Below are 14,463 nucleotides of genomic sequence, written 5' to 3'. Positions count from 1 at the left end.
TCGTCACGCTCTCGATTTTGGGGTCCAGTCGGCACGACCCGCAATGCTGACGGGCGGATATGGATAGCGCTCGTTGTGACGATGGACCCAGTCGCGATAGTCATAACGGATGCCAGGAAAGCCGATCATCTTCCAACCGACCATGTCGCGATTGCCGCCATGGATGGGATCGGAGAAGAAGCCTTCCGGGACATCCTTCAACAGCGCGGAGAAAAACCCTTGCGCATCGACAGTCTCGAACTTGATCTCACCGGACTCGATCTTGCGCAGCATGTCGTCCTGTTCGGACGCGCCGAGTTCGGCGAAGGACTTGCCGCCCTGGGTTGATTTGCAATGCTTGTCAAGTGCGGCCAACGCCTTCCGATAGAGCTCGGCATGCGTCAGCTCCGATTGCGCGCCCTGCTCCTTGGTGCCTTTGCCGAACGGACCGAGTCTGTACAAACCCTGGTTAGAGCCGTACGGCCCCCTGAGCTGACGATCGATGAAGACGGCGCAGCCCGCATCCTTGCCGCCCGGCGTCTCCGGATCCGGCGGGATGATACGGTCGACGATCGCCTCCATCGCGCGGGCTTCATCGAGCGTGAAGAACTGCCATGGACCGGGGCGCACGATTTCCGGTGCCGAGTCTGGAAAAGGAGACCAGGGGATAGAGCCATGAATCACCCTCGCCCGCGTCAGCGACGTCGTGCTGACGAGCCAGCTCGCGAGCGAAATCACAAACGTCCGGCGTCGCATGGCGATGTCCATCGAACCGGTTCGGCAACGCCAACCAGGATTGCAGGTTCCTAAGACTTTCCTCGCCTTTGGTATGATGCCTGCGGAGGATCGGCCCTCCCTTCGGACCTCACTTACCGCTTTCCTTGGCCGGCTTCTCGATCAGCCGGCCTTCATGGACTTCGTGGCTGGGCGCGGTCTCGCCCGGGGACGATCGCTCCTTCGCGCTCTCTGTTGGACTTCCCGCAGTATGCTTCCCTCGAGGGGCTTCCGGCCGGCGCTTGCGGCTCTTGTCAGGTCGACGAACTCGCATATCGATCCCTTGGGGCGACCACATCGGCCAGCAACTCCGCGATATGCTGCGTCCTGCGGCCGGTGCACTGCTCGATCTGCTCGCGGCAACTGAATCCATCGGCCAGAATGATCGCATTGGAGGCTGCATCCCTGATCAGGGGCAACATGGCGCGTTCGGCCGCGGTGATGGACACGTCATATTTGTCGCGTTCGAATCCGAACGCCCCGGCCATCCCGCAACACCCGGATTTCATGACCTCGTAGTTGAGTCCGATTTGATCAAGAACGTGCTGCTCTGCCTCCGGTTCGAGGACCGCATGGTGGTGGCAGTGAAACTGAACCAAGGCCGCGCCCGAGGCACGGCCGAGCTCTTGATGTGGAACGTGCCGATCGAGAAATTCGGTGAAGAACAGAGTCTGGTGCGAAAGGCGCTCGGCGTGCTCGTGACCGGGGAAGAGGCTCGGCAGTTCGTCCCGGAACGCGCTGACGCAAGCCGGCTCAAGGCCGACGATCGGCATACCTGCCTTCATGGCGGGAGCGAGCGCGACGAATGTGCGTTCCCAGAGCTTCTTGGCGCGATCGAGCATGCCCCAGTCATAGAGTGGCCGACCGCAGCACAGGATGCGGTCGGGAATCGTCACGGCGTAGCCGAGCGACTCGAGAACCTCGGTGGCGGCGATCGCGGTCTGAGGCCTGAAGTAATTGTTGAACGTGTCCGGCCACAACATGACCGGCTTGCCGCTTCCGCGCGCGCCACGCGCGCGAAACCACTGGACGAACGACTGGCGCGCGTAGGTCGGAATCCTGCGCTGCGGCGCAATCCCTCCCGCCCATTTGGCCACCGCGGAGAGTCCCGGCCATCGGAAGACCGCATTGGCGAACCACGGCGCGGAGTTGGCAAGGCGCGACCACTCATGGATCAGGCCCATGGAGTGGGCGGCACGCGGGCGCAGGCGACCCTTGTAGTGATGCGCCCGAAACTCCGCCTTATAGGTCGCCATGTCCACCTGCACGGGGCAGTCGCTCTTGCAGCCCTTGCAACCGAGGCAGAGATCGAGCGCCTCCTCTACCTCGGTGCTGCGCCAGAGGTCGTCGATCGGTCCGCCATGCAGCATCTCGAACAGCAGGCGCGCGCGACCGCGCGTCGAATGCTTCTCCTCGTTGGTCGCCATGTAGCTCGGGCACATGACGCCCTTGTTACTGTCGCGGCGGCGGCAGGTTCCGACGCCCACGCAGCGGCGTGTCGCCTTGGCAAAGCTGTTGGAGTCTTCCTTGAAGGAAAAATACGTCGGCAGGTCAGGCGGCTGATAATTCGGACCGATCCGCAGATTCGATGTCGGCGGGAACGGGTCGATGACCTTTCCCGGATTCATCTTGCCGGCCGGATCCCAAATCGCCTTGAACTCACGGAAGGCCTGCATCAGCTCGGGCCCGTACATCTTCTCCAAGAGGCTCGCGCGCGCCTGACCGTCGCCATGCTCGCCTGAGAGCGAGCCGCCGTAGCGGACGACGAGATCGGCAGCTTCGTCGAGGAATCGCTGCCAATTGGCGAGGCCCGACTCGGTCCGCAGATCGAACGGCACGCGGCAATGCACGAGCCCGTCGCCGAAATGGCCATAGACGGATGCCTCATAGCCGTGCTTGTGATAGAGCGCCTTGAGCTCGCGAAGATAAGGTCCGAGATTTTCCCGGCTCACCGCACTATCCTCCCATCCAGGATGGGTTTCCGGAAAGTCCGGTACGTGCGCAGTCGCCGCCAGAGCCGCCTCGCGAACCTCCCAGATCTTCGCCTGCTGCTGGGGATCAGCAACCAGCTTCGCGTCACGCCCGCGTCGCCCGAATTCCTCGGCCAGTGGCCGGGCCTTGGCCGCCACATCGTCACTGGTATCGGCACCGAATTCCGCAATCAGCCATCCGCCCCCTGCCGGAAGCACCTTGATGTCTTCGGGGTGGAGATGCTTTCGCTGGACGAACTCCACGAGCAGCCGGTCGAAGCCTTCAAGCCCGATCGGCTCATAGCGCAGCACGTCGGGCACGGCATCGGCGGCGCGATAGACATCGTCGAACCCGATGATGACGAGCGCGCGCTGCCGCGGGCTTAGCACCAGATTCAGCCTGGCGCGCAGAACGACTGCGCATGTGCCTTCGGTTCCCACGAGCGCGCGCGCAACATTGAACCCGCGCTCCGGCATGAGCTCATCCAGATTCTCGTAGCCGGATACCCGGCGCGGAATTTTGGGGTATTTCGCCAGGATGAGATCGCGATAGCGGCTGCGAAATTCGTCGAGCTGCCGGAAGATCTCCGCCCGGCGCCCGCCGGCTGCGAGATGCTGCCGGAACTCATGCTCTCCGGTACGGCCGACCTCGAGGCGGACGCCATCATAGGTGAGGATGTCCATCGAATCGACGTTGTCGGACGTCCGGCCCGCCATCACCGAGTGAACGCCGCAGGAGTTGTTGCCGATCATCCCGCCGAGCGTGTTGTGGTCATGCGTCGCTGGATCCGGTCCGAAGGTGAGGTGGTTGCGTTCGGCAGCCGAGCGCAAATTGTCCAGAATGCAGCCGGGCTCGACTTCCGCGATGCGCGAGATGGTGTCGATGGCGACCACGCGATTGAGGTATTTCGAGCAATCGATCAACACCGCGACGTTGCAGCCTTGGCCTGCGAGGCTCGTCCCGCCGCCGCGCATCACGATGGGCGCTTCGAACTTGCGACAAAGCTCGACGGTCCGGGCGATGGCCGCGGCCGAACGCGGGATCACGACGCCGATCGGAACCTGCCGGTAATTCGATGCATCCGTGGCGTAGAGCGCTCGGTCGCCGCTGTCGAACCGCACTTCGCCATCCACGGCGCGGGCAAGCTCGCGGCCGAGATCCTCATATTGTCCGGGAGCAGGCGGGCGGGTTTCCGCGCTGACGATCCTGCCGTCAGCCGTCCGCTCGATACGGCGCAGCGAACCACGCGACTTGCTATGATCGACTTCGAGAGTGTGGCTCATCAGCTTCCCTCTGCCGCATGACTGTCCTCAGCTTCCCTCTGTCGCACGAATGCCATCTGCCGCATGACTGCGTGGCGGCACTGCAGGCCCGCAGGGCGCCGTCCGTTGCGCTGAGAGCGGCATCTCACGTTTGCGGGCGGCTGGCGGCCGTCGCGTGGCGCCATGCGGCGTCAGGTAATTTCGCGGACGATGTCCGAGGCCACCGTCCAGGCGATTTTCCCGCGTGCCGGCGTTCCGCGGGCGAGCGACTCGGCGAAGTTCTTGACCTGCTTCATCGTCGCCTTCGGCGGCATTGGCGGCTCGTGCGGGTCGACGACCGCCTCAATCAGGACCGGACCGCGCGTGCTCAGCGCCTCGCGCAGCACCTCGCCGCAGCGCGCGGGATCGTCGACACTGAAAGCCTTGACGCCGAAGCCGCGTGCCACGGCGGCAAAGTCGATCGGCTGGAGGTCGCAGACATATTCCGGGTTGCCGAGGAAGACCATCTGCTCCCATTTGATCTGGCCGAGCGCGTTGTTCTTGATCACCACGATCTTCACGTCGAGATCGTATTTGACGCAAGTCGCAAGCTCGCCCATCAACATGGTGAGGCCGCCGTCACCGACAAAAGCCACGACCTGCCTGCCGGGCTGGGCGACCGCGGCGGCGATTGCATAGGGCAAGCCGCAGGCCATGGTCGCCAGATTGCCCGAGCACGAGAACATCATGTTTCCGCGCATCACAAGATGACGGGCGATCCAGGTGGTGATCGTCCCGGAGTCGGTCGATACGATCGCATCGTCAGACAGGAGCCTGTTGAGCTCGTAGGCGACGACGTCGGGCTTCATGGGCTTGTCGCTCCTCGTGCCCCGCTCGGCCATCAGCTGGCTCCACTCCTTCATGCCGGATTGGGCCGTCTCCAGGAACGACCGGTCCTCCCGGTAATCCAACCGGGGCAACAGTGCCTGAAGCGCCTTCCCGGTATCGCCGACCAGACCGGCCGCAACGGGATATCGCAATCCCATTCGCATCGGGTCGAGTTCGATTTGCACCGCCTGCGCCTGGCCGGGCTTGGGGTAGAATTCGATGTAGGGAAACGAGCTGCCGGCAATCAGCAGCGTGTCGCAAGTCTCCAGCGCCTCTTGTGCCGGTTTGGTACCGAGCAGACCGATCCCGCCTGCCGAGAACGGGCTGTCATCGGGAATGACGCCCTTGCCCAGCAGCGGTTTGATCACCGGCGCGCCAAGGCGCTCGGCGACTGCGAGCACCTGGTCGCGCGCATCGAGCGCGCCGCGGCCCGCCAGGATTGCAGTCTTCTTGCCCGCATTGAGGATTGCGGCGGCGCGGCCGATCTGGTCATCGCTCGGCGCTTGCGCGGAGCGGGCCATCAAATCGGAGACGTGATGAGGTACATTGCGCTCCGATCGCTTGCCTGCGCTCACCGGCTGAGACTGCATGTCGACGGGAACCGTGACATGCGCGACGCCGCGATAAGCGAGCGCCGTACGGCAGGCGAGTTCCACCACGTTCTCGACGTGCTGCGGCCCCATGATGCGGCTGTTGTAGACGCAAACATCCATGAACAGCTTGTCCAGTTCCACGTCCTGCTGGGTGAACGTGTGGAGCAGGTCGTGGAATTGCAATCCCGTGATGGCGAGGACCGGCTGCCCATCGAGCTTGGCGTCGTAGAGGCCGTTGAGGAGATGAATGCCGCCGGGACCAGAGGTCGCAATGCATACGCCAAGTCGTCCGGTCCACTTCGCGTAAGCGCAGGCATTAAAGGCGGCGGCCTCCTCGTGACGGACCTGAATGAACTTGATCCGATCCTGGTGCGTGCGCAACGCTTCAATGATGCCGTTGATCCCGTCCCCCGGAAGGCCAAAGACGGTGTCGACGCCCCAATCGAGCAAGGTCTCAACGAGGACGTCCGATGCAGTAGGAGAGGCCATGAGCTATTCCAGCAATTTCAAGCCCCCTTGATCGCAAAACAGAGTTCGGCGAGGAGCGTTCCAATCAACCTTCGACCTAGCCTTCAACATCTTCGATGATTCAGGAACTCTTTAAAGCTGCTCGCGGTTCTCTCGCTAGTTTACTTGGCGACGGAGGACCTCCAGATGCGCCACAAGCTTCTCCATGAGACCGGCGGACAAAGAACCTATGCGGTGATCCTGGAAACGGGTGAAGAGGTCATGGATTGCCTGAAACGTTTCGTTGCCGCCGAGAAGGTGCGCGCGGCACAACTCACCGCCATCGGCGCCTTCAGCGACGCTGTCCTGCTGTATTTCAACTGGGGCAGGAAAGAGTATCAGCGGATTGCGGTGCTAGAACAGGTCGAGGTCGCCTCGCTCATCGGGGACGTGGCCGAGGAGCCCTCCGGCGAGGCCGCTCTTCACGTTCATCTGGTGCTCGGTAGGCAGGACGGTGCGGCAATGGCCGGCCATCTCGGCGAAGCGCATGTTCGGCCGACGCTTGAGGTGATTGTGACGGAAAGTCCCGCCCATCTGCGTAAGCGTAAGGATCCGCAGTCAGGCCTTGCGCTCATCCGGCTCGATGCGTGAGGCCCATCGATGGCGTTCTTGGTGTCCTCTGCATTTCGTAACCGCACGGTCGTGATCACGGGCGCATCCGCCGGCGTTGGACGGGCCGCAGCACATCGTTATGCACGGGCGGGCGCTGCAATCGGCTTGATTGCGCGCGACGAGGACGCCCTGAACGTGGTGAAGGACGAGGTCGAGCGGCTTGGCGGCCGAGCTTTTATTGCGCCGGCGGATGTTGCCGATGCGGATCAGGTTTTTGCCGCGGCGGATGCCCTTGCGCGGCACCTCGGACCGATCGACGTCTGGATCAACGATGCGATGGTCACCGTATTTTCGCCGGTCTGGGATCTGACGCCGGACGAATTCCGACGCGTGACCGAGGTGACTTATCTCGGCGTGGTTCATGGCACGATGGCAGCCCTGCGCCACATGCGCCCACGTAATTGCGGCACGATCATTCAAGTCGGCTCGGCCCTGGCGTATCGCGGCATCGCATTGCAATCCGCATATTGCGGCGCGAAACATGCCATCCGCGGATTCACGAATTCCCTTCGCACAGAACTGATCCATGAAGGTTCTCGCATCAGACTGACGATCGTGGAACTGCCGGCCGTCAACACGCCGCAATTCGATTGGGCGCGGACCCACCGGTCGCACCAGCCTCGTCCGGTGCCGCCCGCCGTTCAGCCGGAGGTGATCGCGGACACGCTCTATCGCGCAGCAGTGCAGCCCGCGCGGGAATATTGGATCGGCGCGAGCACCCTGGCAGTCGTTCTCGGGAACTGGCTAGCTCCCGGGCTGTTCGATCGCTATCTCGCTCGAACGACCTTCGCCGGACAGGAAACCGATACGCCCGTGGCGCCCTATCGCAGGGACAATCTTCTGGAGCCGGTCCACGATCTGCATCGCACCCGCGGCAGCTTTGGAAGCGAGGCCAGAAATCATGCGGTCGCGGTCCGCGGCGCAGTCGCTCGCGTCGCGCCGGTCATTGCATGCGGAGCCGCACTTCTGACGCTTGGGCTGCTGGCCCGGCCGCGTCCGCGAGGAACGCTGCGTACGCGCTATCGCTGAGTATCGTTGATTACGCGCCTACCCAATGCGCAACCTGCACGAAGCCGCCGAGCGCTGCGCCATACACCATCTGGGCAATCAACGTGCTCAAGGGCGTATGATAGCCGTAGTTCATGGCAAGAAATCCGGGCGGCTCGAGCTGCCGGATCGCGCTCGCGGAGTGGTACTCCGACGCCATCCTTGGATGCACGAAGGGCAGGAGAGGAAGCGCGCAGGCCAGAAGAAACACGCCGTGCACGAGGCCCGCGAGCGCGCCGAACCACCATGTGTAGATCCGAACGCTCGAGAACAGCAGGAAATAGACGAATGCAAACAGCCAGCCGCCAATCGTGTACACAACAAAGCCGAGGATCACCGCGCGTCCGCGCCGACTCGTGAAGAACGTGCCGATCAGGAACGGAAGACTCAGACGGGAAAATCCGAGTCCGCGGCTGTCCTCCAGAATGGAGGTCATTGCCAGCGTTGCGATCAACGCCCAGAGTGACAGATCCCACGGCGCGTTCACGGGGCGGTTCTCCGTCGTGCCCGCTCGATGGCCAGCGCGGAATAGATCAGGCCGACATGAGTGAAGGCCTGAGGAAAGTTGCCGAGCGCTCTTCCGGTACCGGGTTCTATTTCTTCACCGAACAGTCCGACATCATTGGCAAAGTCGCAGAGATCATCGAAGCGGCGCACAGCTTCCTCAACAAGGCCGCGCTCGGCGAGGTGAACGATGGCAAAGAAGCTGACGAGACCAAACGCGCCCTCCCTGCCCTTCAGGCCATCATATCCCGGACGATATCGATAGAGGAGATCGCCGCAACCGAGCTCGTCCTGAAGCCGATTGTAGGTCGCAACCATTCGTGTGTCCGATGCGACCTTGTAGCCAAAGCAAACGAGCAGGAGCAGCGCAGCGTCCATCTCTCGTCCATCAAGCTCGGCTGTGTAACTGTCGAGGGCGGTGCTGAAGCCCCGGGTTTCGATGCAATCGGCGATATCCGCACGGGTCTGCCGAAATCCGGCCTCTCGCGTTCCGAGATCAATGATTCCGCGCTCATGCAGCGACAGCAGCCTGTCCAATGCCACCCAACACATGGCCTTTGAGAACGTGTATGGGCGGCGGGCGCCGGGAATCTCCCAAATTCCGTTATCCGGCTCTCGCCAGCGCTTGCAGATGACGTCGCCAAAGCCAATCAGCATGCGCGCCTCCAATGGGCTGAGTTCGCAGCCGGAGTTGGCAAAGATTTGCGCTGCGGCGATCACCTGGCCGTGCACGTCGAGCTGAAGCTGTTCGATTGCGTCATTTCCGATGCGAACCGGCGCCGTGTTCATGTAGCCGGAGAGCCACTCGGCAATCTGCACACGCAAGTTCGTGCGCCCATAAACGTCATAAAGGCTGCAAAGATTCGGCCGCGTCAGACGCGTCGCGTGCAACAACCAGCCCAAATAGGTCGAGGCCTCCTCGTGGAACCCGAGATCGACCAGCGAGCTCATGGTCAACCCTGCATCGCGCAGCCAGCAGTATCGATAATCCCAATTGCGCTCGCCACCGATCGCCTCCGGAACGGACGTGGTGGGTGCAGCCACGATAGAGCCGGAGAGACAGAACGTCATGAGTTTGAGCGTTATCGCGCTTCGCAACACGATATCGCGCTCGCGCCCGGGAAAGTTGCAGGTACGGCTCCAATCCTGCCACCATGCGATCGTGCGATCGCAACGCGCGTCGGCATGTGCTCCGACCGGAGCGATCGTTCCGACGTCGCATTCGACATACGAGAGGCTGAAGTGTTCCCGCTCGCCCTCCGTCGTATGCAGCTTGGCGCTCAGCATCGATCCGTGATCAGCGAGCTCGACATTGCTGTTGAGCAAGAGCAACTCGTTGGTGCTCCCGCAGCGCCATACGGCATCGGTCATCTTGCGGAAGGTGGATCGCACACGCCCATACTGAAGTCGCGGCGCGAATTCGATCTCCAGGTCGACGGAACCTGCGACGCCCTCGACGATGCGCAAGATCTCGCGCATGGGAAGGAGCGATCCGATGCTGTCCGAGATCGGGCAGAGATCAATCACTCGAGCGACGCCGCTGTCGGTCTTGAACGTTGTCTCGAGCACGGCAGTCGCCGGCAAATAGCGGCGTTCGACGGCGAAGGGAGCAGACGGCCTGATCGAGAAGTGACCTGCATTCAGGTCGAGCAGGCGAGCAAATGCGCTGGTGCTGGAGAAATTCGGCAGACACAGCCAATCAAGCGAGCCCTCCCGCGAGATCAACGCAGCGGTTCTGCAGTCGCCGATGATCGCGTAGTCTCTGATCTCCGGCTGACGAGGTCCTCTGGCGCGGGACATCTGCCGGTCCAAGTTCAGCCTCCGTGACTTCATGTCATTGGATCGGGACCAGCGCGACGCTGGTTCTGCGGCTGGGAACTCTTGCGTCAATGGGCAAGCCAGCACGAATCTGACGCGGCTGGCTTCCTTTGGTTCCCCAAGGGGCTGTGTCAGGCCACGCGCCCGGCGTGCGCCAGCAGGTGCGAATCAAGCTCCTCAATGCGGTTTGCTCCCAACAAGCCCATCGCGTCCAATGCCTCGGCCTTGATGATCGCGAGCGCGCGTGCGGCGCCTGCAGCGCCGGCCGCACATAGCCCATACAATAGCGCCCGCCCGACCCAAACTGCGTCGGCGCCGAGCGCGCAAGCCTTGAGCAGGTCGGTTCCTCTCCGGACACCACCGGACATGTAAAGCGCGATCTTTTCACCAACGATCTCGCGTGCGACCGGCAGCAAATCAAGCGGCGCGATCGTCCAGTCCAACTGGCGCCCGCCGTGGCTGCTCAGCACGATTCCATCCGCGCCGCTATCGAGCGCGCGCCGCACATCGTCGGGACAGAGAATGCCCTTGAGAATGAACGGCTTGTTCCAGCGCTGTCGTATCTTTGCAACCGTGTCCCAGCTCAGCGAGGTCGGTTGATGCGCTCGGACCCAGTTCGAGGCCGCGAAGAAGCTGCGCTGATCCTTCGGAACGAAGTCGATGATGTTGGCAAATTTTGGTAGTCCCAGCGACAGCGGATTTTCGGCAAACCAGAGCGGATGCGTGAGGCTTTCGAGCGCCGCGGACGCCGAAAGCCGGGCGTTTCCGATCTGATTGCGTCGCTGCCATTCGCGATCGCCGAAGATTTGGGCATTGGTCGTCAGCACGAGGGCCTCGCACCCCGCTCGCTCCGCGCGGCGCAGAAGCTCCTGCCAGATCTCGTCCCCGCCAAAGACATAGAGCTGCCACCAATGGCGCACGCCGGGCGCGGCCCGCGCCACCTCTTCCATTGTGTCGTTCGACATCGTGCTCTGGACGAACGGAATATCCGCCTGCTGCGAAGCCTGAGCCAGCAAGCAATCACCATGCGCGTGCAGGATGCCGTTGAGGCCGGTCGGTGAAGCCACAAGCGGCATGGCGGCAGATTGGCCCAGGATGCTGGTTGCGAGCGTGCGGCCGGAAACATCGACCAGAGTCCGCGGCAGGAAACGCCAATCGGCAAAGGCGCGCCGCTCACCGAGCAGCGCGGCCTCATCCTCCGCTCCACCCTCAAGATATTCGAGTGCAAACCGCGGCAGCCGCTTGTGAGCCATCGCTCGGAGGTCGGCGATGGCAACCGCCCGTTGGGGATTGAAGCCGCTATAGTACCGCCGCGCGGGCGTACCATTGAGCTGTGCCAATTGCGTATGGCGATTGGGCTCGCGACCGCCGGGGTGGGAGCGTGTCAGCGCAGCACCAATGATAGCGCCCGCTATGCCGGCAAGAGCGCATGCAAGAAGGCGATCGCGATCTGCGGTACGGTGTTCGTCAACCCTGCCCAATGTCCGCATTGAAACCTCGACCGTTGTTCTCGGACGGCGGGACGCTGAAGGCCGGAAATTGGGGGTACAAATCGTTGAGCGCCGATTTCCATTCCGGCTGATTGCGACCTGATTGCGACGACCGCTTCTGCGATCTCCAAGCGACCAGCCTGAGCTGCCGCGCACCGCAGGCCGCTTTTGTCTTGATCGTGCGCCTGATCGATTGACGTCTGCTTCAGGCGGTCTGCACGCCGCAATGAACAACCGCGAGCGAATTGCTTTTGTTCCTGTTCGAAAATGTTTGGCGCCCCGAGTTGATCAATCGGTCGGCCGATCGATGAGCCTTAGGTCCACTTTCAGATCGCCTGCCGCGGCATCCGCAACAGACGCGTTCTGTCAGCGATGCGCCGGGTTCCCCGCAAACTCTTCCTGGAGCGGCAATTCGCGGAGACCGTCAAGCGCTCGCCTGTCTCCTCCAAAGATTTCGAGTCTGAGCCGGGTTCGATTCCGGTCGGCGATTGTGGAGACGAGTCCCGCATGGACCGCGCCTGCTGCCCATGGCAACTCTAGCATCTACTCACATTTCATCCGTAAGCCGCGTCCCAGCTAGGACGGATAGTGACCCAACACGCCCATCGCGACCGTCCATCGGGGGTGCGCCCTCGATGCCGAACATTGTGGCGAGTTCTCTAACGCCAACCGGGGTTACGACGAGCGCCCGGCTATCCCTGACGTGCTCGACCCAATCGTGCTCGAGAGCGTGATCAAGAATGGCGGCGCCGACTGCCCCGGCCAGATGCGGCCGGCGCTCGCTCCAGTCGAGACAGGGGCGACAGAACACCCGGCGCTTGGAGGCGAGGCGAAGATCGACGCCCAACTCATTGAAGAATGACCGGCCGGCGTCGGTGAGTTGCCCGCCATCCTCGTCGAGCAGAATAAACGACTGTTGGACCAGCCGGTCGGCGATTGCGACGGCGATGCGGCCGGCCATGTGGTCATAGCACGTGCGCGCGTGCCGGAGCGTTTCTCCACCGCGCCAGAGATTGCGCTGCCGGGCGGGGCCGTCCTGCGCCACGACCATGAGACCTTCTAGCACGCGCGCGACGTGCGGAGAGGCCAGGCGGAAATATCGCCGTCGGCCCCGCTTTGCGAGCGCGAGCAATCCCGCGTCGCTAAGTTTCGCAAGATGGCCACTCGCTGTCTGCGGCGCCACGCCAGACACATAGGCGAGCTCCGAGGCGGTCAACGTTCGGCCATCCATCAGCGCGCTCAGCATGTTGGCGCGCGCAGGGTCGCCGATGAGCGCTGCGACTTGGGCGATTTTGGGTCCCGTGTCCATGCCCGTCTCGTACGCCGATAAGGACGCAGTGCCAAGTACGAATACTTCGGTCAAGACCGTAGTGTTTCCGCGAGACTGGATCGATCACGAAACATAGGTTGCCTGGACGCCAGTAGGCCCGGTGAAGACATGCCGCGACGAGGAGAAAGATCATCCCTCGGCTCCGAATATTCGGTTGGCATCGAATGACCATCGCAAAGCGGGCTGATCTGGGCCGTCAAATTCTCACAGGCAACTGAGTGTGATCAATGCAAACCACTTCGTTCAATACAAGGCAGCCGGAACTAGCCCACTCCGACAACACGTCATCCCGTTCGCCGCTCGCGACGGCGCTGGCACTTGCTGCCACGAGCCTCGGCCTTGGCGTGGTGCAGCTCGATATCACGATCGTCAATACTGCGCTGAGCAGCATCGGCACTTCGCTCGGCGGTAGCGTGGCCGAGCTGCAATGGGTGGTGACCGCCTATACCATCGCATTCGCGGCCTTCATATTGACCTCCGGCGCGCTCGGTGACCGCGTCGGCGCCAAACGGATATTCATCGCGGGCTTTGCGATCTTCACGTTGGCTTCGCTCGCCTGCGCGCTGGCGCCGTCGGCGATATTCCTGATCGCCGCACGCTCCGTGCAGGGCCTGGCAGCAGCGATCCTGGTGCCGAACTCGCTGACGCTGCTCAATCATGCCTATGCCGATCCGAAGGCGCGCGGCCGCGCAGTCGGCTTCTGGGCCGCAGGTGCGAGCGTCGCACTGACTTCGGGGCCGTTTGTCGGCGGCGCGCTGATCACGCTGGTCGGCTGGCGCGCGATCTTTCTCGTCAACCTGCCGATTGGCGCCGCCGGCCTCTGGCTTGCCTGGCGTTACGCCGAGGAGACGCCGCGGCTCGCGCAGCGCGAGATCGATTTGCCGGGACAGATCGCGGCCGTTGCAACCCTCGGCACGCTGGCCGGCGCCCTGATCGAAGGCGGCATGCTCGGCTGGAGCCATCCGCTCGTCATCATGGGCTTCGTGGCAGCGGCCGTGATCGGACTCCTGTTCGTATGGCGCGAGGCGCGCGCGCGACAACCGATGCTGCCACTCTCGTTGTTCCGCCACCGCATGTTTGCGCTGACCGCTCTGGTTGGGCTCCTCTTCAACATCGCGTTCTACGGCCTGATCTTCGTGCTCAGTCTCTACTTCCAGAAAATCAACGGCTGGTCGCCGTTCGCAACAGGCCTCGCTTTCGTGCCCATGATGGGCATGGTGCTGCCCACCAACCTCGTCGCCGCATCGGTCAGCGAGCGCCTCGGCGCGCCGCAAACCATTGCACTGGCTTGTGTGATCACCGCCGCGGGCTGCGTTGCGCTGCTGCCTATGGCCTCAGGCACCAGCTACGGGACTATCGGCACTCAGCTTATGATCCTCGGCGGCGGGCTCGGCTTGCTCGTGCCGTCCTTGACCTCGACGCTGCTCGGCAGTGTCGAGAAGTCGCGATCCGGCATCGCCGCGGGCGTTTTGAACGCAACGCGGCAGACCGGCAGCGTGCTTGGCGTTGCCCTATTCGGCTCGCTGGTCGGAGGCAACAACGTGTTCATTGCGGGCGCACATGCCTCGCTGCTCATTTCGGCCGCTGTGTTGCTCGCCGGTGCGGTCGCGATCTGGCTTGGCCGAGCAAAGGACTGACTCGGAATCGCGGAGGGTGCGAACTCTGTTGGTACGAGCCCGTTGAGGCTCGTGTCTGTCGGCTGGTGTTGT

Annotated in this window: 10 protein-coding genes; 3 read left to right on the top strand and 7 right to left on the bottom strand. The window is 62.9% G+C overall.

Annotation, left to right across the window (positions count from 1 at the left end):
* Nucleotides 1-3: 3 nt before the first annotated feature.
* The 3 genes from AC0L2O_RS13140 to AC0L2O_RS13130 all read right to left on the bottom strand — a co-directional run bounded on the left by AC0L2O_RS13140 (nt 4) and on the right by AC0L2O_RS13130 (nt 5,935).
* The gene (locus AC0L2O_RS13140; RefSeq protein WP_473370014.1) at nt 4-735 is read right to left on the bottom strand and encodes a gluconate 2-dehydrogenase subunit 3 family protein; all 732 of its coding nucleotides are present in this window, start codon (nt 733-735) and stop codon (nt 4-6) included.
* Nucleotides 736-1,007: 272 nt separating this feature from the next.
* Complete coding sequence (locus AC0L2O_RS13135) at nt 1,008-4,007, bottom strand: FAD-binding and (Fe-S)-binding domain-containing protein (RefSeq protein WP_473370013.1); 3,000 nt, start codon at nt 4,005-4,007, stop codon at nt 1,008-1,010.
* A 170-nt stretch (nt 4,008-4,177) separates the two neighbouring features.
* On the bottom strand, nt 4,178-5,935 hold the full coding sequence (locus AC0L2O_RS13130) for a thiamine pyrophosphate-dependent enzyme (protein WP_473370012.1): 1,758 nt from the start codon (nt 5,933-5,935) through the stop codon (nt 4,178-4,180).
* A 165-nt stretch (nt 5,936-6,100) separates the two neighbouring features.
* On the opposite strand from AC0L2O_RS13130, the gene AC0L2O_RS13125 reads away from it, so the two are divergent.
* Complete coding sequence (locus AC0L2O_RS13125; protein WP_369719473.1) at nt 6,101-6,544, top strand: PPC domain-containing DNA-binding protein; 444 nt, start codon at nt 6,101-6,103, stop codon at nt 6,542-6,544.
* 9 nt (nt 6,545-6,553) lie between these two features.
* A complete protein-coding gene (locus AC0L2O_RS13120; protein WP_473370011.1) occupies nt 6,554-7,594 on the top strand; it encodes an SDR family oxidoreductase in 1,041 nt (346 codons plus the stop codon).
* 10 nt (nt 7,595-7,604) lie between these two features.
* Here AC0L2O_RS13120 and AC0L2O_RS13115 read toward each other — a convergent pair whose 3' ends face one another.
* The 4 genes from AC0L2O_RS13115 to AC0L2O_RS13100 all read right to left on the bottom strand — a co-directional run bounded on the left by AC0L2O_RS13115 (nt 7,605) and on the right by AC0L2O_RS13100 (nt 12,733).
* A complete protein-coding gene (locus AC0L2O_RS13115) occupies nt 7,605-8,099 on the bottom strand; it encodes a hypothetical protein (protein ID WP_473370010.1) in 495 nt (164 codons plus the stop codon).
* A complete protein-coding gene (locus tag AC0L2O_RS13110; protein ID WP_473370009.1) occupies nt 8,096-10,021 on the bottom strand; it encodes a glycoside hydrolase family 15 protein in 1,926 nt (641 codons plus the stop codon). The genes AC0L2O_RS13115 and AC0L2O_RS13110 overlap by 4 nt, the downstream gene beginning before the upstream one ends.
* 44 nt (nt 10,022-10,065) lie before the next feature.
* Nucleotides 10,066-11,658, bottom strand: coding sequence for an alpha-hydroxy acid oxidase (locus AC0L2O_RS13105; protein WP_473370008.1), 1,593 nt, complete (start codon nt 11,656-11,658; stop codon nt 10,066-10,068).
* A 313-nt stretch (nt 11,659-11,971) separates the two neighbouring features.
* Nucleotides 11,972-12,733: an ArsR/SmtB family transcription factor gene (locus AC0L2O_RS13100; RefSeq protein WP_473370007.1), complete on the bottom strand. Its 762-nt coding sequence runs from the start codon at nt 12,731-12,733 to the stop codon at nt 11,972-11,974.
* 248 nt (nt 12,734-12,981) lie between these two features.
* Here AC0L2O_RS13100 and AC0L2O_RS13095 point away from each other — a divergent pair, with 248 nt between their 5' ends.
* Nucleotides 12,982-14,391: an MFS transporter gene (locus AC0L2O_RS13095; RefSeq protein WP_473370006.1), complete on the top strand. Its 1,410-nt coding sequence runs from the start codon at nt 12,982-12,984 to the stop codon at nt 14,389-14,391.
* Nucleotides 14,392-14,463 lie beyond the last annotated feature (72 nt).

Source organism: Bradyrhizobium sp. Kon10 (assembly GCF_055807395.1).
Note: the sequence above shows the minus strand (reverse complement) of the source record. Positions and strands in the feature narration are given on the sequence as shown.